Source organism: Pseudomonas sp. GW704-F2 (genome assembly GCF_059423025.1).
Genome location: NZ_JBWKXO010000008.1, coordinates 42,270 through 62,338, shown reverse-complemented (window position 1 = coordinate 62,338; position 20,069 = coordinate 42,270). Strand labels below are relative to the sequence as shown.

The window sequence follows — 20,069 nt, the reverse complement described above, 5'->3', positions numbered from 1 at the left end:
TTGTTTTTAGCCAAGAGGAACTTGCCCATGCACATCATCAACGCCCGCCTGCGCAACCGTGAAGGCCTGCATGATCTGCACCTGGAACACGGCCGGATCGCCAGCATCACGCCGCAAACCACAGCCCCCACGGCGGGGCCCGACGACCTCGACGCGGCCGGCAACCTGGTGATACCGCCCTTCGTCGAACCGCACATCCACCTCGACGCCACCCTCACCGCCGGCGAGCCGCGCTGGAACATGAGCGGCACCCTGTTCGAAGGGATCGAGTGCTGGGGCGAACGCAAAGCCACCATCACCCACGAAGACACCAAGGCCCGCGCCAGGAAAACCATCCAGGCCCTCGCCGCCCACGGTATCCAGCATGTGCGTACCCACGTCGACGTCACCGACCCGGACCTCACCGCGCTCAAAGCCATGCTCGAAGTGCGCGAGGACACTGCGCACCTGATCGACCTGCAAATCGTCGCCTTTCCCCAGGAGGGCATCGAGTCGTACCGCAATGGCCGCGAGCTGATGGAAGAAGCCGTCCGCCTGGGCGCCGACGTGATCGGCGGCATCCCCCACTTTGAATACACCCGCGACCAGGGCGTGAGTTCGGTGAAGTTCCTGATGGACCTGGCCGAACGCAGCGGCTGCCTGGTCGACGTGCATTGCGACGAAACCGACGACCCGCACTCGCGTTTCCTCGAAGTGCTCGCCGAAGAAGCGCGCAGCCGCGACATGGGCGCCCGCGTCACCGCCAGCCACACCACGGCCATGGGTTCCTACGACAACGCCTACTGCGCCAAACTGTTCCGCCTGCTCGGGCATTCCGGTATCAGCTTCGTCTCCTGCCCCACCGAAAGCATTCACCTGCAAGGGCGCTTCGACAGTTTCCCGAAACGGCGCGGCGTCACCCGCGTCAACGAACTGCTGGAAGCCGGCATGAACGTGTGCTTCGGTCAGGACTCCATCGTCGATCCCTGGTACCCCCTGGGCAACGGCAACATCCTGCGGGTGCTCGAAGCCGGGTTGCACATCTGCCACATGCTCGGCTACCGCAACCTGCAAAACGCCCTGGACCTGGTCACGGACAACAGCGCCAAGGCCATGGCCCTCGGCGATCGCTATGGGTTGGAACCCGGCCGGCCGGCCAACCTGTTGATCCTCTCGGCCGACAGCGACTATGAGGTGATTCGCAGCCAGGGCCTGGCGCTGTACTCGATCCGCAACGGCAAGGTGTTGATGAAGCGCCAGCCGGCGCAGGTGACGTTTTTGTAGCACGCGGGGTTCGATGGACAGCCGCTAATACGACTCGACGCGATCAGCCGCGCGGCCCCGCATCGAGCTGCGGCCGCGCAGCCCCGAACAGGCTGACGCTCAGCACTGTCGCATCCTGAATCTGCAACCGAACCGGCACCGTACCGCCCGGCATCACCACCGCGACCTCCCCGCCCGCGACCCAACCGGCGCGCCACGCGGCGCACGCCACGGCACAGGCGCTGGTCCCGGAGGACGCCGTCGGCCCCTCTCCCCGCTCGAACACCCGCGCAAGCACTCGATTGCCGGACGCCTGGGCAGCCCATTGCAAGTTGACCCCGGCCACACAGGGCTGGCCACGCCCGGCAGGTGGCGCAAATGCAATCGCCTGCAAGGGCTCGAACAGTGCGCTCTGGTGCATCGGCAGATTGTCCGGCAGCGCAGCGGCCTGGTACACCAACGTCACGCAATGGGGGTTGCCCACCCGCACAAACTGGCTGCGCGTCCATGCCGGGTTGATCGCCGCCAGCGCGGGCACATGGCTGAACGCCCCCTCTTCGGCGCCGGGCAGGTCCGCGCCGACCGCCAGCGGGCCGAACGCCGGCTGCCCCAACGCCAGCCAGAACCCACGCACCTGCTCGTGCAGTGCCGGTTCGACATAGGTGGCCAGCGGCGACTTCGCATCCTGTTTATCGTGATGCACCCGCAGCTCGCAGCCCTGCGTCATCAAGCCCTGATCGCTCAGCGCCTGGGCGAAGATGGTCAGTCCATTGCCACTGCGCTCCGCAAGGGAGCCGTCAGTATTGACGATCAACAGGTCGAACGGCGGCGCCGCCTGGAACGGCCCTACCAACAACCCATCACAACGGTGCGCCTTGGCGCCGGCCGGACGCGGCGAAGGCCCCCAGCCACATTCGGCGGCAATGGCCGGCAGTGCCCAAGCGTCGCGCCGGCTCGCCGCGAGGGCCGCAGTGTCAGGCACCTCGACCCCGTGGCGACGCAAACAGGCCGGGCTGACCACCCCATAGATATTGCCGCGGGCATCGTAGAACCGGGTCGTGGGGTCGCCAGGCTGAAAGTCCTTCATCGCTTCGTCCGTCCAATCGTCTGCACACAGAAGCAGCAGCGTATTACAGAACGGTCGGCGCGTGGGAAGTGGTCTGGAAGGTGCGTCATCCGCCGCAGGAAGCCTGGGGTTCAGCAATTCTCACGGGGATTACGCACCTTCCAGACCACCTCCTACACGTCGATGTCCTCTAGGTGGCAGCCAGTGTCCAGAGCGTTCCGTGCTGGCGAAAATAAAACCCGCCGCCAGCGCGAACGCCGCGTGAACCTGGCTCGCTCGATCAGGCTTGATGTGTAAGGATGTCGCGCCGGACATCGTTCGTTGAACGCAAAACCAAGGATTCTCCATGACTGCCATCCCCACCCCAGCGCCCGTGGTTCCCGGGCGGCTGGAGCAAATGTCGACGCGCATCGCCTTCTTCATCGCCGGCTTCGGCATCGCCGCCTGGGCGCCGTTGGTGCCGTATGCCAAGGCCCGCGCCGAACTCAACGAGGGCACCCTGGGCCTGTTGCTGCTGTGTCTGGGGGGCGGTTCGATCATCGCCATGCCGGTGGCCGGCGCACTGGCCTCGCGCTATGGTTGCCGGCGCGTACTGAGCGCCGGGACGGTCCTGATCTGCCTGGCGTTGCCCATGCTCGCCACGGTCAGTTCGATCCCGTTGCTGATGGCCGGTCTGTTCCTGTTCGGCGCGGGCCTGGGTACGGTCGACTCCACGGTCAACCTGCAAGCGGTGATCGTCGAGCGCGCCAGCGGCAAAACCATGATGTCGGGCTTCCATGGGTTGTTCAGCCTGGGCGGCATCGTCGGCGCAGCGGGGGTTTCCGGGTTGCTGGGGCTGGGGTTTTCGCCGCTACAGGCGACCCTGGTGGTGATCGTCATCATGGCGCTGGCGCTGTTCAAGGCCGCCCCCCACTGGTTGCCCTACGGCAGTGAAAGCGCCGGGCCGCCGTTTGCCATTCCCCACGGCGTGGTGCTGTTTATCGGCGGCTTGTGTTTCATCGTGTTTTTGGCCGAAGGCGCCGTGCTCGACTGGAGCGCAGTGTTCCTCAGCGCCGAACGCGGCCTGGATGAAGCCTACGCCGGCCTGGGTTATGCGGCCTTTGCCCTGACCATGACCGCCGGGCGCCTGACCGGCGACCGGATTGTCCGTCGACTGGGGGCTGCCCGGGTGATCGTCACCGGCGGGGCGTTGGCGGCGGCCGGGATCTTCCTCGCGACCCTGTCACCGGCCTGGGCCATGTCCCTGCTGGGCTATGCGCTGGTCGGCGCCGGATGCTCAAATATCGTCCCGGTGCTCTACACCGCTGTCGGCAAGCAGACCGTCATGCCGGAACACATCGCCGTGCCGGCCATCACCACCCTCGGCTATGCCGGCATTCTCGCGGGGCCCGCGGTGATCGGTTTCATTGCCCATGGCAGCAGCCTGGCGACTGCCTTCCTGTTGATCGGGGGATTGCTCGCAGCGGTGGCGGTCAGCGGCAAAATACTGCGGGTATGAGCAAAGGACATGAGCGGCCTGAATCCTTCAAGTAGCTCATGTACGCCTGATCGTTTCTTCCCTGCCTTATCGTTTCCCGTCCGCAGCGCTGTGCCTGGCAGAACGGTTCAGTGGTTAGCCCAGATGCCGCTCGGTGTCATTGGCCAGACGGCAAGACAACTTGTGCCATAACCCGGCGAGCGTGGAAAACACAGGGCTGGACAACGGTTCCTCCGTGAATGTTCGAGAACCTTTATCGAAGTCTTCGGCGGTGGGCGCCCTGAAGCTGAACTTCGGCGAAGACATGAGGTTGAGTGCCTGCGAACGGGATGTGCTTGGGAGGCCTGCTTCCCGTGCAGGCATCGCCAGGCTCGCAACCGTGTACTGGGAGGGCTGAGATTCAAAGGATGTCGAATTCATAGTCCAGACCTGATTCGGTAGGTGAAGACACCGGCAGCCATTCAACGGCCGATGGCAATCTCTTCGTGGTAAAACCCTTCCTCCCTGACTGAAGTGGTGCTTCCTGCTCACTACGCTTACCAACCTATGCCGCGAGTGACGCGGCATTCGGCTATGCCAGAGTTAACGCAGCAGTTTCAGCAGTTCGCGTCGCGAAATCTTGCCGTCGCGCTGCCACTCGTCAACATTGTCCATCCGCCCCTGCAGAATCGAACGGGCCATGACTTCCTTGGCCAATTGGATGAGATGGTCAGTGAAGGGATTGCCCGTCAACGCTTGCGCCGCAAACTCTTTGAGCTTGTCGAGCTTGATGCTGTCGCCCCGACCGTTGCCCTTCAACTGTTGGAAATGGCCGAGCATTTCCTTGATCAGTTGTTTGTCGTCTTTGAGTTTAAAGGGGTTATCGGAACCGATGACGCTCATAATATCGTCCCTGGACAAGCGGCCATCCGAAGCACCGGTGCTCATGTTTCGATCGAGCGCGCGTACCAGCTCGGGACGCCGCAGCAGTTCCTTGGCCAGGCGGATATTGGCGTCCATCTGCGGGTTGCCGGTCAACGGTCGCTCGGCCATTTTCTTCAGGCTTTCGAGGGTGACTTGCCGCGAAAAATGCCCTTCCCTGAACGCGCCGTAATTGCTCAGCAGCGCCTGGGCCAGTTGCTGATTGCTTTGCTTGGAGTAATGCGGGTCCGGCCGCTCGGGGGTTGGGCGCGGCGGTGGGCCGGGGTTCGGGCGCACATTATCGGGCAGCGGACGTTGCGGCGGCCCCGAGTGATAATGACCGTGGCCGAAGTACGGGCGCGACGACGTGCTGCCGAATGCTGAGCCAAAGTGATACGAATCCCAGAACAGGCTCTGGCTGGCCGATGAGCTCATAGACCGCTCGGCAATGGACATGGGGTCTCTGAAAGACTTGTCATCAGAGGAGTGAGCGACAGACTGCATGAATACTGATGCCGACATTTAGTTCTCCAGTTCGGTTTGATCAGACGCCTTGCCTCAGCGCTCCAGGCGCCCCGACGATCGACAAATCGTCAAGCAAACCAGCGGAAGCAGGCTTATCCTGTGTGGCAGAACTGTGGGAGTCGGTTCCTGATCGCGCTGAAAGTTTCCAGCGCTCAGGTAGGAAGAGCATCTGCTGAGATACGGAACTCATCACCTTCCCAAGCCGTTTCGGCGCAGCCAACCCCCTCGCCGCCCAACCCGACCCAGGCGCGCAAAAAACCTCGGTTCACCAGCATCAACCGTCAGCGGCGCAGGTGCATGGACTGCAGAATCGCGGCTGGAATTTGTTCGAGCGGCAACTCGCGCTCCACCGCACCGAGCTTGAAGGCCTCCTTAGGCATGCCGTACACCACGCACGACTCTTCATTCTGGCCCAGCGTCAGCGCGCCGTTGTCGTGCATCTCCTTCAACCCGCGAGCGCCATCGTCCCCCATGCCCGTCATGATGATGCCCAGCGCGTTGCCGCCTGCGCTGCGGGCGACCGAACGAAACAGCACGTCCACCGAAGGGCGGTGCCGGCTGACAGGGGGCCCATCAACGATTTCAACCAGGTATTGGGCGCCGCTGCGCTTGAGCAACATGTGCCTGCCGCCGGGAGCAATCAACGCACAACCGGGAATGACGCGATCGCCATTTTTCGCCTCCCTGACTTCGATCTCGCACAGGCGGTTGAGCCGCTCGGCAAATGCCGCGGTGAAGTGTTCCGGCATGTGCTGCACGATCACGATTCCCGGGCACACCCTGGGCAAGGCAGTCAGCACCAGCTCCAGGGCTTGCGTGCCGCCGGTGGACGTACCAATGGCGACGATGTTTTCGGTGGTGCGCGCCATGGCCTGCGTGCTCGCCGGCAGTATGACGTCGGCAGTCAGCTTGACCGGGGCTCGCTCGCTGGACGGCACCATGCGTTTCATGTTGGCCCGGGCTGCGGCCTTGACGGCACCGGCCAATTCATCGGAACTGTCGGTCAGGAACTGACGCAAATTGAGTTGCGGCTTGGTCACGATACTCACCGCACCGGCTGCCAGCGCTTGCATGGTGGTGGCCGCGCCCTTCTCGGTCAGCGTGGAGCAGATGACCACTGGCGTCGGATGTTCGGCCATCAGTTTCTTGAGGAACGTAATGCCATCCATCCGCGGCATCTCGACGTCCAGCACGATGACGTCCGGCCATTGCTTGTTCATCTTGTCCATGGCGAACACCGGGTCCGCCGCCGCGCCGATCACTTCAATGGCCGGGTCTTGCCCAAGGGTCGCCGTCAGCACCTGGCGAACCACCGCGGAGTCGTCAATGATCAGTACTTTGATAAGGCTCATATCGCACGCTCTCCATGAGGGCTGCTGAGTGGCCAATGCAGGGCCAGGTAGTTGAGTTCGATGTTGCCATTGGCCAGATCGAACACCACGGTTCGATAACCCACGCCTTCCACATGAAAGTTGTGACACCGCAAATGATGCGAATCGAGCAGGTGCCTGGCTTGCTCGACATTGCGCTGGCCAACGTAGTGATTGTCCGAACGCGCCAGCCCCGGAAACATATCCCCGCCGCCATACACGCTGATTCTGAACTCCGTCGGCGGCACCTTGATCGCGTGCATTCGGCCGAGCAGCAATAGGAGCGCCTCATCGCCGTAGCGACCATCCAGTGCAGCCGATCTCTTCACTGCGCGCCGCGGCAACAGGTAGTGGCACATGCCGCCCAACAAGCGCCGCGGATGCCAGACCACCAATGCAACGCATGAGCCCAGCACGGTGCGCAGCCGAATGGCGCCTGAACCGAAAAACCACTCGCCGGGATTCAGGTACACCTCGCGGGACGGTGGGGTGTCAGGCATGCGGCCTCCGATAGATCGAAGGCTTGACCAGTCGCAGTTCATCGGTCACGCCATTGAGACTTTCCGAATGGCTGACCAGGAAATAGCCGCCGGGCTTGAGGTGGCTGACCAGGCGCTTGACCACTTGCACTTTGGTCTCGCTGTCAAAATAGATCATCACGTTGCGCAGGAAGATCACGTCAAACATTCCCAGTTTCGGCAGCGGATTGTTCAAGTTGATAGCCTGGAAATCGATCCTCGACGCCAGCGCCGGTTCGACCATGAAGCAACCGTGGTTGGCGCCGACGCCCTTGAGGCAATATTTGTTGAGCAACGCTTGGGGAATGCCGCGCGTGCCTTCGAGGGGGTAGCGCCCCTGGCGGGCCGTTTCCAGTACCCGGCTGCTGATATCCGATGCGACGATTTCCCAGGGCCGGCCGCCGAGGCTGTCCGCCAGGACCATGGCCAGGGTGTAGGGCTCTTCACCGCTCGAGCAGGCGCCGCTCCATACACGCAAAGGCCCGCTGCCACGCAGTTCGGGCAGTGCGACATCGCGCAGGAAATCAAAATGCTTGGGCTCGCGGAAGAAGTAGGTTTCGTTGGTGGTCAGCATATCGACCGCCACTTGTAGTTCCGTCGCGTCCTTCATCAGCACTTTGTAGTACGCGCCGTAGGTATTGAGCTTGAACACTTGCAGGCGCTTGGCGAGCCGAGCGCTCACCAACTGTTTTTTGGCATCCGACAGGCTGATGCCGGCGATTTGATGAATGAGAGTGCGAAACTGCAGGAACTCCGCATCGGAGAGAATCACGTTCATGAGGACACTCCCAAAAAACAATCAGGCAGTTGAAGGCAGCAAGGGATCAAGGGTTGCCAGCACATCGACCTGTTCCAGGGACAACACGCGACCGATATCCAGCAACAACACAAAACCGCTCTCCAATTTGCCGATGCCCAACAGGAAGTCCGCTCTGACATCGGTCCCGAAATTCAAGGACGGTTCGATATCCTGATCGGCGATTTCAAGGACCTCGCTGACCGCATCCACAATGATGCCCACCGGCTTGCCCCCGGCATTGGCCTGTACCTCAAGGATCACAAAGCAGGTCCTCGAGGTCTGCACCGTGCGCTCGCCGCGAAAGCGCACGCCCAGGTCCAGCACCGGAACCGCCGCGCCGCGCAGATTGATCACGCCGCGGATGCTGGGCGGCAACAACGGCACGCTGGTGATCGGTCCGTATTCGATGATCTCTCGCACGTTGAGCGTGCCGACGGCGAACATCTCATCCCCCAACTCGAAGGTGAGGTATTGGCTAGGGCTCGAGACCGTGGCTTTACCTGGACTTGCGATGGATAACGCCATGACTCACCTCGCATCGATTACTTTGCGGCCGCGCCGGGAGGCGCGGTCGTATACGTCAAGCTCGCATCAAGCCGGCCATCTCATCGACACACAACACCTGCTCGATTTGCAGCAGCGTGACAAAAGCACCTCGCACCTTGGTCATCCCCCGGATGAAGTCGGTACGGATAGGGTTACCAAAGGCCGGCGCGGGCTTGATATCGATATCGAGGATCTCGATCACTTCGCTGACCGAGTCCACCACCACCCCCAGCACCTGGGACTCGCCCTCCTTCGCCGCTTCAAGAATGACGATGCACGTTCGGCTGCCCAGCACCGTCACACCCTTGCCAAACCGCGCCTTGAGGTCCACTAACGGCACCACTGAACCGCGCAGGTTGATCACCCCGCGCAGGAATGTCGGCATCATCGGCACCGTGGTCACCTGGTTGTATTCGATGATTTCGCGAACGTTCAGTGTATTGACCGCATACATCTGCTGGTCAGCCAAGAAGGTCAGGTACTGCAAGGGCTCATCGACCTGCGGCGCTGACTCCAAAGTGTTCGGCATAACGGCTGTGGCGCTCATGGGTCAGCTCCCGAAGCGGACGAAACCGCTCTCCACCGCACGGCTATCCTGGTCGAACGTGGATGCCGCGCGATTGATCACGGGCATCGAGGCGGTCCGCCCGGCGCGCTTGCTCTGTACGCTGAAAAAGCCCATGAGTTCCTGCAACTGCTCGGCCTGGCCGCTCATTTCCTCGGCCGTCGCCGCCAGCTCTTCGGAGGCCGAAGCGTTTTGCTGGGTCAATTGGCTCATCTGCGACATCGCGCTGTTGATTTGCTCGGAGCCGATGGATTGTTCTTCCGAGGCGGCCGCGATTTCCTGCACTAGGTCAGAGGTCTTGGCGATCGAGGGCACAATCTCGTCAAGCAGGTTGCCCGCCCGTTCCGCCAAGGCCACGCTGTTCTTGGCCACTTCACTGATTTCCTGCGCCGCGATCTGGCTGCGCTCGGCCAGTTTGCGCACTTCGGCCGCCACCACCGCGAAGCCTTTGCCGTGCTCGCCGGCACGCGCCGCTTCGATCGCCGCGTTGAGCGCCAACAGGTTGGTCTGGTAAGCGATGGAGTCGACGATGCCGATTTTCTCAGCGATGGTCTTCATCGCCGCCACCGTGTCCTTCACGGCGCGACCGCCTTCCGAGGCCTCCTTGTTGGCTTTACCCGCCATGCCGTCGGTCACCTTGGCATTTTCGGTATTTTGAGCAATGGACGCCGACATCTGCTCCATCGATGCCGAGGTCTGCTCCACCGACGCGGCCTGTTCGGACGCCGACTGCGCCATGCTTTGCGCAGTGGCGGAGATCTCCTCGGAAGCACTGGACAGCGAATCGGCTGAGCCGCGCACTTCGCCGATGATTTCCGAGAGTTTTTCCACGGTGCCGTTGACCGAGTTTTTCAGTTCCAGGAACTTGCCTTGATAGTCGCCGTTGATGGTCCGGGTCAGGTCGCCATTGGACATCGCCGACAAGACATCCATGGCTTCAGTAATCGGCACGATGATCGCATCCAGCGAACCGTTGATCCCCAGGATGATGCGGCGGAAATCACCTTGATGCCGAGCGGCGTCAGGCCGGGTATCGAGTTTGCCGATCAGCGCGCTGTCGCTGATCTGGCTGGTGTCTTCGACGAGCGCCAGGATATTGGCCCGCAGTTGCTCGATGTTCTCGTTGATAAAGGCTTTTTTGCCGGGAAATTGCTCAAGCGGTGCCGACAGATTGCCTTCGCCGAACGCGCGGATACAGGCCATGGCTTTTTTCTTCACGCTGATATGGCCGTTGACCATCTCGTTGATGCCCTGGGCCATGGAGCGGTAACTGCCATGAAAGCGGCCAGCATCGATCTGTGCATCGATGTCGCCCTTGTCGTGTTCACTGGACATGCGGTTTATCTCCGCGACCAGCCCATGCAGGCTCGCGCCCAGTTGTTGCATGGACGCCATCAAGCTCGTGGTGTCACCGGGCTTGAGCGTGGCTTTGGCATCCAGCTCCCCCGCTGACAAGCGAGCGGCGAAAGCGCGCACGGCCACCGGTTCGCCGCCGAGCTGGCGCATCAGGTTGCGTCCCAGAAGTGCGCCCACCAACGCGGTGGCTAAAAATGTCAGCGCGCTGACCAGCAGGATGAGGGAGCGGGCATTCTTCTCAGTGGCGGTGGCAACCAATTGGCCCTTGCGCCCCAGTTCCAGGTTGTATTCGCGCAGCTCACCGATCGTCGTCAGCACCGCGCTCTGCAATGGCTGGCTCGCCTCGATCAATGCGCGGGCCGAGGCTTGATCACCGTCGTCGATGAACTTGTCGAAATGCGCCTGCAGGGTGGCGAATTCAGCCAAGCGGCCACGTAACTGCTTCAACAGTGCTGCGTCATGGTCGTCGGAGACCAACGCGGCCTCATAGTGATCCAGGGCTTTGCCAATCACACTGAAGTTCTGTGCCACGTTCTGTGCATAGCTGGACACGAAGTTTTTTTCGGAATCGTTCAGACGTTGCCATTCCAGGGCGTGAAGGTCGGTGAACGCAGCCGCCGCACGGTCGATTTCCAGCAAGCTGGGCACGGTATTGGTGTTGGCATAACTGGCGCTCGTATTGATTTCACCAGCCAGGTAAAGGCTGGTACCACCCAACACGACAACGCCGAGCGCTGCGGTGAAAACCAACAGCATGATATTTCTGATAACGGTCATGGCGAGGAACTCCTGATGACGCTCATTAAGTCGATAACGGACTTGGGATCGAACGGTGGGTGGCGTCCTTGGCAACGTGTCCTAACAAATTGGGTATATCCAGAATCAGGGCGACGGCTCCACTGCCAAGGATGGTGAACCCGCCGAGCCCATGGGCCTCACCAAACACTTTGCCCAATGGCTTGATCACGGTTTGAAACTCCCCCTGCAAGCGATCGACCACCAAGCCAGCACGCAGGCCGGCGTATTGCACGACGACCACGTTTTCTCGACTGCCTCGAGGTTCTTGCACATCGAACATGTCCCGCAGGCGCAGGATCGGCAGCACATCTCCACGCAGGTCCAGGTAGCCGGTGTCTGCGCCCTGTCCAGGCGCCAGCTCGATGCACTCCTCCACCATGTTCAGCGGGATGACATAAGAGGCCTTGCCCACCCCGATCAGAAAGCCGTCGATGATTGCCAGGGTCAGCGGCAGACGAATCCGTACCGTTGTGCCCTGCCCTTCTTCGCTCTCGAGGCTCACGCTGCCGCGCAACGCGGTGATATTGCGCTTGACCACATCCATGCCCACCCCGCGGCCGGACAGGTTGCTGACCTGGTCGGCGGTGGAGAAGCCCGGCTCGAAAATCAAGTTCAGGATGTCTTTATCCGCCGGTAGCTGGCCGTCCCCCACCAGGCCACGCTCGCGGGCCTTGGCCAGGATTTTGTCCTTGGCCAGGCCACCGCCGTCGTCCGACACTTCGATCACGATACTGCCGGACTCGTGGTAGGCATTCAGGCGTACCGTGCCCTGGGCCGGCTTGCCCCGTTGAAGGCGCGTCGACACGGCCTCGATGCCATGGTCCATCGCGTTGCGCACCAAGTGCGTCAACGGGTCGCCGATACGTTCGACGACGGTCTTGTCCAACTCGGTCTCGCCACCGCCGATCTGCAGCACGATGTCCTTGCCCAGTTCCTTGGAGACGTCGCGCACCACCCGCTGGAAGCGCGTGAATGTCGCGCCGATCTGCACCATGCGCAGGGTCAGTGCCGAGTCACGCACCTCTTCCACCAAGCGCGATAACAGGCTGGTGGCTTCGATCATCTCGCCAATCCCGCTACGCACTGCCACCAGGTTGGCTCCGGCTCCGGCGATGATCAGCTCGCCAACCAGGTTGATCAGTTGGTCCAGCTTGGCGGCATCGACGCGGATCAGGTTGCCTTCGTTGCTCGCCGCGCCCTTGCCGGCCTTGATCAACGGCGCGACTGAATCGGGTGGTGCGTCCAGCTCGCCGCGCATCTCGACCGGAGCTTGCTCACCCTCCTGGGTGACGAGCAGGGCCTGGGACTCCGTCAATGTGCCGCAACGCACCAGCAGCTCAAGCAGCACGGCATTGTCTTCCGGCAATCCGTCGAGATGCGCGCGACAGGCTTGGACAGAGGCTTGCGGTGCAAGGATCTGGACGAGCGCGTCATCGCGCACAAAATCAAAGGCCCCGTCGATGACCTCCCGCGAGGCATCGCTGAGCAGCGCGAGTTCAAAGCCCAGGTAGTTGGTTTCCGGGTCCATCGACGCAAACGGCGGCAACCCCTCGCACAGTGTGACGGTATGCAGCAACTGCCCCAACGTGCTCAGGTAACGCAGGAACGCCAGCGGGTCCATGCCGTTGCGCAATACATCCGGACCAAAGCGCAGGGACAAGTGCCAGTGGCCGGGACTTGCGCCCGGCTCGTCCGCCGGCAGCGTGGCTGGAGCGGGCGAAGCGCTCGGCACCGAGCCTTCCAGGTACTGCGCGAGCCGCTCGCCCAGGCATTGGCCCTGGACCCGCAGCGGTTCGTCCAATCGGTCAAGGTTGCCATCCTCGGCCAGCAGGTCGATCAACTGGCCGATATGGTCACGGGCATCGAGAAACAACGCACTCAATGCCTCGTCGACGCGCACTTCCAGGCTGCGGACCCGGTCCAGGACGCTTTCGGCGACATGGGTGAACTCAACGATGGGCATCAAGCCAAACAAGCCGGCCGAGCCTTTGATGGTGTGGGCCACGCGGAACAAGCCGTTGATGGTGTCCAGGTCCTGCGGCGACCTCTCGATCTGCAGCAGTGCGTCTTCCATTTGCAGCAGGAGCTCGCGACTCTCGGCAATGAAAGTCTGCAGCACGTCATCCATGTTCATGGGCTGGGCCATACGATCATGCTCCAAGCGACTGGGCGAAAAGCGGATTGGCGAAGTAGTCGTCAAGACCGCTGAGCCGTATTGCTTCGATTACGGTCGCGCTCGGGTTGCTCAGCAACAGCTGTGTTCCGTCCTTGAGCGACTCGCGTTTGATGAGGATCAACAATTGCAGACCGGCGCTGTCCAGTTCGTCGACATTGGACAAGTCCAACTCAACCTCATGCGCCAGCGGAAACAACGACAACAACAGGTCTTTTTGTTCAGTGGCGGTGTAGATCGTCAGGGGGCCTTCCATGACCTGGATTCGACGTAGCATCGGTACGGTGCTTTTCATGGAAACCTCCTGGCCAGCGGTCGCTGGTCATTGCTATGGCAGGATCAACTTGGAGACGGCAGTGAGCATTTGCGCTGGCTGAAAGGGCTTGACCATCCACGCCTTGGCACCGGAGGCCTGGCCTTGCTGCTTCATCGCATCACTGGCCTCGGTGGTCAGCATGATGACCGGCGTGAACTTGTAGGCCGGCAATAGCTTGGCCGCCTTGACGAAGCTGAAGCCGTCCATGTTGGGCATGTTCACGTCACTGACAATCAGGTGGATTTTGCGTCCGTCCAGTTTGCTCAGCGCATCTTTGCCATCACAGCCTTCGATCACGTCATAACCCGCGCCTTTGAGAGTGATGCTGACCACCTGCCGGATGGAGGCAGAGTCGTCGACGATCAGAATGGTTTTGCTCATCGGAAAAGCTCCTCTAGAAAAAGGTGATTTCGCTGTCATCGGACTTGGCGTGCGTGTTACCGCCATGGATAGCGTGTTGCTCCGGCATGGTGTAGGCCGTTGAAAGCTCTTGCAGCCAACGATCACTGACCATCGGGCTGAGGGTATGCCCGCTCAGGCTCGATGCCTGGCGCTCGTCCAATTGCTGCTGGAGCTTGTCCAGGTCGCGGGTAATCAGCGTCAACATCTGGCTGACGCGGTCCTGGAACTGCAAGGCAACCAGCACCTGGGCAATCTCGTCGGCGACGTTGGCGCTCTGCTGTTGCAGGTCATGGCTGTTGCGCACGAGGGTCTGGGCGGTACCGCGAAAATGTTCGATGACCTGCGAGACCACACGCTCCGAATCCGCAAGGGTCAAGGTGTCTTGTTCAGCGTGGTGGCGGGACATTTGCACCGTGCGGGCAATGGCCGCGTTGACGGTATTCACGGTTTCACTGATCTTGCGCCCGGTCTCGCCGGACATACTCGACAGCTTGCGCACTTCATCGGCGACCACCGCAAAACCTCGCCCCGCTTCACCGGCGCGCGCGGCCTCGATGGCGGCGTTGAGGGCAAGCAGGTTGGTTTGACTGGCGATGTCACCGACAAACTTGGCCATCTGCTGAAGTTGTTCGGTGAAGCCGGAGAGCTGCAGGACTTCTTTGAGTTCGCTCTCTTTATTGGAGAGCGCGGAGCGCAGGGCCAGCACGATGGAATTGAGGTCGCGCTGGCCGACTTCCAGCAAGTCGACCAATTGCTGGGAAGCATCTTGCCCGCCGTTGCTGGCCACGCTGTGGCTGATGTTCGATGACAGCGTGCCAAAGCGTTCGCTGAGCTTGAGGATGGACGTTTCGCTGATCACGCGCGCGGCTTCGATCTGCCTGGACCAAACGGGAAGCACGCTGAGGCACACGTCTGCCAGGCCGTTATCGACGGCCAATGTCGCCGAGACCTCGGGCGGCTGATCGAGCTGGCGTTGCAGGCTGTTGCAATGCGCCTGAAAGCATCTGTTTGCCCAAAGGCCCAAGCCAACGCACAGCACCAACAACGCGCCCCCTGCCGCCACAGCCCATGCGCTGAAGTCATTGCTGTAGGCAACCGCAAGGCCTCCGAGCAGACCGGCCAAGGCGACCGGAAACACTATCAAAGCAGCCGAGGGGGGTGTGGTCTGTTCGCTCACGGTCTGTCTCCCAATCGAAGCATCTCGTCGCCGGTTGATCGGCAGTTCGATTGCTTGAGAGGGATACTGGCCCAATAATGGCACCACGGCCATCGGACCATCCCTATTCCAGGGTAGGGATACCGGCAACCAAGGTAGGAAAATCCCTACACAAGGGGGTTGCTCACGAAATACCCAAGGTCATGGCGAAGCGCACAATGTCCGCCGTAGAGCCGAACCCCATCTTTTCCATGAGCCGGGTCTTGTGGGTGCTGACCGTCTTGTTGCTGATGACCAACTGTTCGGCGATCTGGTTGACGCTCATGCCATGAGCCAGCAAGCGCAGAATCTGAAACTCGCGATCGGACAGGCTTTCAACGTAGGTCTGTTGCTTCAGGCCACTGCTTTGCAGGGCAATCTGCTCTGCCAGCGCCGGGTCCAGGTAACGTTGGCCGCTGGCCACTCGTCGCATGGCAACCAACAGGGTCTCGGGGTCGCGGTCCTTGGTGAGGTAGCCGAGCGCACCAGCGCGCAGTGCGCGTTGCGCAATGTGGATTTCGTTATGCATGCTCAACACCAGGATCGGCAGCTCCGGGTACTGGGTATGCAGGCGGGCGATCAGGATTTCGCCGCTGATACCCGGCATGTTCATATCGAGCAGCAGCAGGTCGATCTCGACCTGGCGCAACAGCTCGATCACTTGCGTGCCACTCTCGGCTTCGGCCACCACCTGGACATCGGCGACCAGCATGAACAACTGCTTGAGCCCTTCGCGCATGATGGTGTGGTCATCGGCGATCAGCATGCGAATCATTAATACGTATCCTTGTGCATCGGAATGAATGCCTGGACTGTTGTGCCCTGTCCGGGATGGCTGAAAACAATCACTTTGCCGCCCAACATCAGGCCACGCTCACGCATCCCGGCCAACCCCAGGGTCTGCCGGGTGACGGCGTCGGGGTCAAACCCCTTGCCATTATCCTGGACCTCCAGCAGCCAGTTGGTTTCCTGCGGGCTCAGGGTGACGCTGACCTGTGTCGCTTCGGCGTAACGCGCGATATTGGTCAACGACTCCTGCACGATGCGAAACGCGGCGGTGACGTGGGTATCGGGGAGCATCAGGGGAATCGACGGCAGGTGTAACACACAGGGAACCCGGGTCAAGGTGACGAACTCGGTGGTCAGCCACTCAAGACCGGAAACCAGCCCCAGGTTTAACGCGGACGGTCGCAGGCTGGTGGAGACATCACGCACGACCTGGATCGTCTTGTCGGTCAGCACCATCAGCCGCTCGACCTGCGGGGTCAGCTCGGGCGTCGAGGCGCCGAATTGAAACCTCAACAGTGATATCCCCATGCGCAGTGCCGTCAAGTGCTGGCCCAGCTCATCATGGATCTCCCTGGCGATCAGTTTGCGCTCCTCTTCCCGCGCCGTTTCGCGACGGGTCGACAGATCGCGCAATTGTGCATTGGAGTTGGCCAGGCGCCGCTCGGCAGCCCGCAATCTGGAAATATCGCGCCCCACCGCCAGCACACTCACGACCCGCTGGCCGTCGACCTCTGGAACAAAGTGGATCAGTACCACTTTGGGTGCGCTCTTCAACCCCGAGAGCAGAAACTCCTGCTCCGTCGCTTTATTTTCCTGAATCACTTGGGCCACCAATTCGCGAAACAGCTGAGACTGGTGGTTCAGCGGCGCCACCGCGTCCATGGGCATGCCCATCAGTTCCGGCCAGGCCCCGCCCACCCATCTTCGCAACTGTGCATTGACGTAGAGCACTTCGCCATGAGCACTCAACCGAGCGATAGCGTCCGGGCTGTTTTCGACCAGTGCGTTGATGTCGTGCTGGCGTCCGAGTTCTTTCTGCCGGGCCCTGATCAACAGGGTAATGTCGCGGCTGATCACCAATATCCGCGCCGCCACACGCCCTGAATCCGCCACCGGCACCAGCGTAAAGTGCAGTTGACGGACTTCGTTGCGAAGCACCATGCCCTCATCCGACTCAACCACCCGCCCGGCGCTTGTGCATTGCTCACAAAGCGCCTGGATTTTTTGCGCGCCCAACCGACCAAAGATCAACTCCAGCGGCTCACCGATAACGTCGGCATGCGGTTTGCCCAGCGCGCGCAACAACGCCGGGTTGACCTCGACACAACGCAGGCAACCGACCGCCGTCATTTCCAGCAGGCAAAGCATGTCCAGGGTATGGTCGAAAATGTCACGGTAACGACGCTCGCGCTCGCGGAGCAACGACTCTGACTGCCAGCGTTCGATCGCGATCGCCGCAATATGACAGGTCTGGCGCACGCGCAGGATGTCGCTCTCATCCGGCCCGGTGCCGGACGCCTGGGACAACTCGAAAGTGCCGAGGACGTGGCCTTGTTTGTCCACGATCGGCTCGGACCAGCCTACGGCAGACGCCGTATTCATCACCGCGCCAGTGGCGAGCGGCGCTACCAGTTGCACCCGGCAGGACCGATGGGGCAAGGCCAATTGCAGATAGTCCACCAGGAGCCCGAGCGTTTCCTCCAGGGGCGCGCCCGTCGCCATTTTTTCGAAAATCCCCAAGCGCGCGTCTTCCAGGACCTGTTGCTTGCACAACTCGGTAATGTCGTGGGCCAGCGCCAACACGCCGATCACCTCGCCTGTCGGGCTGCGCTCGGCCGTCAGGCTGACCGCACAACTGACCAACTCGGTACTGTCCGCGAAGGTCCAACTGTCGAGGAATTGCGCGGTTTCGCCCGTCGCAACGACATGGCGCAGCTGGCTGATATAGTCACCCGCGTCCTCGTCGGGGCTCCCGCCTATCGACTCGTCATAAGACATGCCGGTCAAGCGCAAAAAGGCCGGGTTGACGTAAGTGCGCAACAGGTTGCGGTTGTAGCGAACGATGATGTTGGGTGAACTTTCCGCGAGGGTGAGAAATTTGAGTTCGCTGCCCACCAGCGTTTCGCGCAGCTGCCAGTTCTCGGTGATGTCCTCCAGTTGGGACACAAAGCAGAGCGGCTGCCCCTGATCGTCCCGCACCATTCCCACGGTCAACCGCGCCCACACCACCCGCCCGTCGCGATGGATATAGCGTTTATGCAACGTCGCGCCCGACCTTGCACCGCGCTTGAGTTCGTCGATCAACTGCTTGCCGACCTCACGGTCCTCGGGGTGGGTCAGTGCCATGAACGTGGTGGTTTGCAACTGCGCTTCGCTATACCCAAGCAATGTGCAAATGACGCCATTGGCCCGTAGCCAACGACCGTCCAGCGACACCAGCGCCAGGCCGGTACCGGAGGAATCGAAAATCGACCTGAGCGGGATCTGCGCGTAGCTTTCGGTTTCGGATGGCGGGGCCGACGCGCCCTGGCGGGCAACGACCTCGACAATAAAATACGCATCGCGCCACAGCGTCAGGGAGAAGTCCAGCCCGCACGCCCCTCTGCTCAATGCCGCGAAACCAGCCCGCGTGTTCCCTGCGGCCGTTTCTAGCGCGGCATAAAACAGCCCATGGTCTTCGGGCCGCAGGAGGGCGATGAACTCGCCGCCCGCTGTCGGAGAAACGCCATTTTGAACTTGCAGATGGGCGAACGCGGAATTGCCGGCGACAACCCGAGCGGCGCGGTCCAGCGCCACAACCGCAATGGACAGACAGCCGAGCACACTCTCGAGGGTTCGCAACGTATCGTCGTCAGCCACTGCCTGTGCGTCGCGAGCCATCATCCCTGTGCCCTCGGTCGTTGAACGGACTTAACGATATTTGCAAGGCGGGTAAAACGCCTAGCAACCTTCTACGCAGCGCTGGAAATCGGAAACGCCTGAACATTGACCTTTTTACGAGAGCACGGACCCTCACCGCCAACTTGTCTATCTCGCGTTAAAGCGCCTTCAGACCCACGACTCAATCCTTTGCTCGAACTGTAGCCCAATATCAGGCTTCGAAGAGCTGCAGCACGATAGAAGAGAAGGCGCTACAGGAGATGATCCAAGTCAATACACATGGGCGGCCGCGGGTTTTGCATCACTTCTTGTCTATGCTCACCCGCACCGCCGAGGCGCAGACCTTTGAGCCTTGCAGCGAATGAAAAAATGATATCATAATGACATCACCACCTGATACCTTGTAGGTAGAACCAAGCAATTGCGAGGGTCATCATGGGCGAAGGCGCTCCTATTCCGTCGAATGAAGCTGAAAGGCTAAAAGAGGTCGCCAAATTTTGCCCCGTGGGCAGCGACTCCGACGAAGTCTTCGACAAAATCGCCGCAATCACCTCGGCGTACTTCAACGCGCCGGTCACGCGGGCCTCAATCGTCGATGAGCTCTGCATTATTGACACTGTCACGCGCGCGCCCATGAGCGAGTTGGACAGAGGCATGCTCAATGACTTCGCTGAACGGGTCACGATGCGTATCTGCAACAGGCGCGCTCGTAACTTCATAGACCAACCCACCGGGTTGTTTAATCGATTGAGGTTTGAGGAAGATATACATCAAACGAACCGGGTAAACAGCGCATACGAGATTGACGCAGTCGACGTCATTACGCCGAAAGTCCTCAACGATATAGTCAAGGCACCGGGTTATATCTTTGCACAAGACTTGATCCTGGCGATAACGTCGCGCCTACAAAAGTGCTACCCAATAATTGCTTGCTTTATAAAATCAGTCCGACGCGATTCGGCTTCATTCTCAATGAATGAGCCGGGCCCTGAGCAAATTTGCGAACGTATTCTGCATAACTTCAAAATATCGGCTACCGAGTCGTTGCAGAAGGTGTAGAAAACCAAGAAGTTCTGCAGCGTTACTTGATAGAAAAACCTATGAGTTCCAAGGCTTTAGAAACCTGGATAGGACAAAGAAACCAGGAGGCAA

16 protein-coding genes and 2 pseudogenes are annotated in these 20,069 nt (G+C 60.9%); 3 read left to right on the top strand and 15 right to left on the bottom strand.

Annotation, left to right across the window (positions count from 1 at the left end; all coding sequences use genetic code 11):
• Nucleotides 1-27 precede the first annotated feature (27 nt).
• Entirely contained in the window at nucleotides 28-1,263 is a 1,236-nt protein-coding gene (codA, locus tag AC07W0_RS09105; protein WP_046384046.1) for a cytosine deaminase, read from the top strand.
• A gap of 43 nt (nucleotides 1,264-1,306) precedes the next feature.
• On the opposite strand, the gene AC07W0_RS09100 is transcribed toward codA, so the two are convergent.
• Complete coding sequence (locus tag AC07W0_RS09100; RefSeq protein ID WP_102618292.1) at nucleotides 1,307-2,329, bottom strand: diaminopimelate epimerase; 1,023 nt, start codon at nucleotides 2,327-2,329, stop codon at nucleotides 1,307-1,309.
• Between the two features lie 325 nt (nucleotides 2,330-2,654).
• Between AC07W0_RS09100 and AC07W0_RS09095 the strand changes: the two genes are divergently transcribed.
• The gene (locus tag AC07W0_RS09095) at nucleotides 2,655-3,806 is read left to right on the top strand and encodes an MFS transporter (RefSeq protein ID WP_102618293.1); all 1,152 of its coding nucleotides are present in this window, start codon (nucleotides 2,655-2,657) and stop codon (nucleotides 3,804-3,806) included.
• A gap of 561 nt (nucleotides 3,807-4,367) precedes the next feature.
• Here AC07W0_RS09095 and AC07W0_RS09090 read toward each other — a convergent pair.
• The 14 genes and pseudogenes from AC07W0_RS09090 to AC07W0_RS09025 all read right to left on the bottom strand — a co-directional run bounded on the left by AC07W0_RS09090 (nucleotide 4,368) and on the right by AC07W0_RS09025 (nucleotide 18,917).
• Nucleotides 4,368-5,120 carry a hypothetical protein gene (locus AC07W0_RS09090; RefSeq protein WP_017847003.1) on the bottom strand — a complete coding sequence of 251 codons (753 nt, stop codon included), beginning with the start codon at nucleotides 5,118-5,120 and terminating at the stop codon, nucleotides 4,368-4,370.
• A 371-nt stretch (nucleotides 5,121-5,491) separates the two neighbouring features.
• Nucleotides 5,492-6,562: a protein-glutamate methylesterase/protein-glutamine glutaminase gene (locus AC07W0_RS09085; RefSeq protein WP_017847002.1), complete on the bottom strand. Its 1,071-nt coding sequence runs from the start codon at nucleotides 6,560-6,562 to the stop codon at nucleotides 5,492-5,494.
• Nucleotides 6,559-7,080, bottom strand: a complete 522-nt coding sequence (locus AC07W0_RS09080) for a chemotaxis protein CheD (protein ID WP_102618294.1) — start codon at nucleotides 7,078-7,080, stop codon at nucleotides 6,559-6,561. The genes AC07W0_RS09085 and AC07W0_RS09080 overlap by 4 nt, the downstream gene beginning before the upstream one ends.
• Nucleotides 7,073-7,876: a CheR family methyltransferase gene (locus AC07W0_RS09075; protein ID WP_017847000.1), complete on the bottom strand. Its 804-nt coding sequence runs from the start codon at nucleotides 7,874-7,876 to the stop codon at nucleotides 7,073-7,075. The genes AC07W0_RS09080 and AC07W0_RS09075 overlap by 8 nt, the downstream gene beginning before the upstream one ends.
• Before the next feature lie 21 nt (nucleotides 7,877-7,897).
• Nucleotides 7,898-8,422 (bottom strand): chemotaxis protein CheW, encoded by a 525-nt coding sequence (locus tag AC07W0_RS09070; protein ID WP_026140027.1) that lies wholly within the window; start codon nucleotides 8,420-8,422, stop codon nucleotides 7,898-7,900.
• 55 nt (nucleotides 8,423-8,477) lie between these two features.
• Nucleotides 8,478-8,990, bottom strand: a complete 513-nt coding sequence (locus tag AC07W0_RS09065) for a chemotaxis protein CheW (protein WP_226926074.1) — start codon at nucleotides 8,988-8,990, stop codon at nucleotides 8,478-8,480.
• Between the two features lie 123 nt (nucleotides 8,991-9,113).
• A pseudogene (locus AC07W0_RS09060) lies at nucleotides 9,114-9,830 on the bottom strand (methyl-accepting chemotaxis protein); the annotation flags it as partial.
• A 60-nt stretch (nucleotides 9,831-9,890) separates the two neighbouring features.
• Nucleotides 9,891-11,141 (bottom strand): annotated as a pseudogene (locus tag AC07W0_RS09055) (MCP four helix bundle domain-containing protein); the annotation flags it as partial.
• Between the two features lie 25 nt (nucleotides 11,142-11,166).
• Nucleotides 11,167-13,308 (bottom strand): chemotaxis protein CheA, encoded by a 2,142-nt coding sequence (locus tag AC07W0_RS09050; RefSeq protein WP_017846996.1) that lies wholly within the window; start codon nucleotides 13,306-13,308, stop codon nucleotides 11,167-11,169.
• A 4-nt stretch (nucleotides 13,309-13,312) separates the two neighbouring features.
• Nucleotides 13,313-13,630: an STAS domain-containing protein gene (locus AC07W0_RS09045; RefSeq protein ID WP_017846995.1), complete on the bottom strand. Its 318-nt coding sequence runs from the start codon at nucleotides 13,628-13,630 to the stop codon at nucleotides 13,313-13,315.
• A gap of 33 nt (nucleotides 13,631-13,663) precedes the next feature.
• Nucleotides 13,664-14,032, bottom strand: coding sequence for a response regulator (locus AC07W0_RS09040; protein ID WP_017846994.1), 369 nt, complete (start codon nucleotides 14,030-14,032; stop codon nucleotides 13,664-13,666).
• Nucleotides 14,033-14,045: 13 nt separating this feature from the next.
• Nucleotides 14,046-15,323 (bottom strand): methyl-accepting chemotaxis protein, encoded by a 1,278-nt coding sequence (locus tag AC07W0_RS09035; RefSeq protein WP_371918424.1) that lies wholly within the window; start codon nucleotides 15,321-15,323, stop codon nucleotides 14,046-14,048.
• 70 nt (nucleotides 15,324-15,393) lie between these two features.
• Nucleotides 15,394-16,023: a response regulator gene (locus AC07W0_RS09030; protein ID WP_017846992.1), complete on the bottom strand. Its 630-nt coding sequence runs from the start codon at nucleotides 16,021-16,023 to the stop codon at nucleotides 15,394-15,396.
• Nucleotides 16,023-18,917, bottom strand: coding sequence for a PAS domain-containing sensor histidine kinase (locus tag AC07W0_RS09025; protein ID WP_495029330.1), 2,895 nt, complete (start codon nucleotides 18,915-18,917; stop codon nucleotides 16,023-16,025). The genes AC07W0_RS09030 and AC07W0_RS09025 overlap by 1 nt, the downstream gene beginning before the upstream one ends.
• 435 nt (nucleotides 18,918-19,352) lie before the next feature.
• On the opposite strand from AC07W0_RS09025, the gene AC07W0_RS09020 reads away from it, so the two are divergent.
• Nucleotides 19,353-19,976 carry a hypothetical protein gene (locus AC07W0_RS09020; RefSeq protein WP_177429287.1) on the top strand — a complete coding sequence of 208 codons (624 nt, stop codon included), beginning with the start codon at nucleotides 19,353-19,355 and terminating at the stop codon, nucleotides 19,974-19,976.
• The last annotated feature ends 93 nt before the right edge of the window (nucleotides 19,977-20,069 follow it).

What these genes read in the sequence shown, in the direction of transcription:
- codA (WP_046384046.1), top strand. Translation starts at nt 28, where the DNA reads ATGCACATCATCAACGCCCGCCTGCGCAACCGTGAAGGCCTGCATGAT.
- AC07W0_RS09100 (WP_102618292.1), bottom strand. Translation starts at nt 2,329, where the DNA reads ATGAAGGACTTTCAGCCTGGCGACCCCACGACCCGGTTCTACGATGCC.
- AC07W0_RS09095 (WP_102618293.1), top strand. Translation starts at nt 2,655, where the DNA reads ATGACTGCCATCCCCACCCCAGCGCCCGTGGTTCCCGGGCGGCTGGAG.
- AC07W0_RS09090 (WP_017847003.1), bottom strand. Translation starts at nt 5,120, where the DNA reads ATGAGCTCATCGGCCAGCCAGAGCCTGTTCTGGGATTCGTATCACTTT.
- AC07W0_RS09085 (WP_017847002.1), bottom strand. Translation starts at nt 6,562, where the DNA reads ATGAGCCTTATCAAAGTACTGATCATTGACGACTCCGCGGTGGTTCGC.
- AC07W0_RS09080 (WP_102618294.1), bottom strand. Translation starts at nt 7,080, where the DNA reads ATGCCTGACACCCCACCGTCCCGCGAGGTGTACCTGAATCCCGGCGAG.
- AC07W0_RS09075 (WP_017847000.1), bottom strand. Translation starts at nt 7,876, where the DNA reads ATGAACGTGATTCTCTCCGATGCGGAGTTCCTGCAGTTTCGCACTCTC.
- AC07W0_RS09070 (WP_026140027.1), bottom strand. Translation starts at nt 8,422, where the DNA reads ATGGCGTTATCCATCGCAAGTCCAGGTAAAGCCACGGTCTCGAGCCCT.
- AC07W0_RS09065 (WP_226926074.1), bottom strand. Translation starts at nt 8,990, where the DNA reads ATGAGCGCCACAGCCGTTATGCCGAACACTTTGGAGTCAGCGCCGCAG.
- AC07W0_RS09050 (WP_017846996.1), bottom strand. Translation starts at nt 13,308, where the DNA reads ATGGCCCAGCCCATGAACATGGATGACGTGCTGCAGACTTTCATTGCC.
- AC07W0_RS09045 (WP_017846995.1), bottom strand. Translation starts at nt 13,630, where the DNA reads ATGAAAAGCACCGTACCGATGCTACGTCGAATCCAGGTCATGGAAGGC.
- AC07W0_RS09040 (WP_017846994.1), bottom strand. Translation starts at nt 14,032, where the DNA reads ATGAGCAAAACCATTCTGATCGTCGACGACTCTGCCTCCATCCGGCAG.
- AC07W0_RS09035 (WP_371918424.1), bottom strand. Translation starts at nt 15,323, where the DNA reads ATGGCCGTGGTGCCATTATTGGGCCAGTATCCCTCTCAAGCAATCGAA.
- AC07W0_RS09030 (WP_017846992.1), bottom strand. Translation starts at nt 16,023, where the DNA reads ATGATTCGCATGCTGATCGCCGATGACCACACCATCATGCGCGAAGGG.
- AC07W0_RS09025 (WP_495029330.1), bottom strand. Translation starts at nt 18,917, where the DNA reads ATGGCTCGCGACGCACAGGCAGTGGCTGACGACGATACGTTGCGAACC.
- AC07W0_RS09020 (WP_177429287.1), top strand. Translation starts at nt 19,353, where the DNA reads ATGGGCGAAGGCGCTCCTATTCCGTCGAATGAAGCTGAAAGGCTAAAA.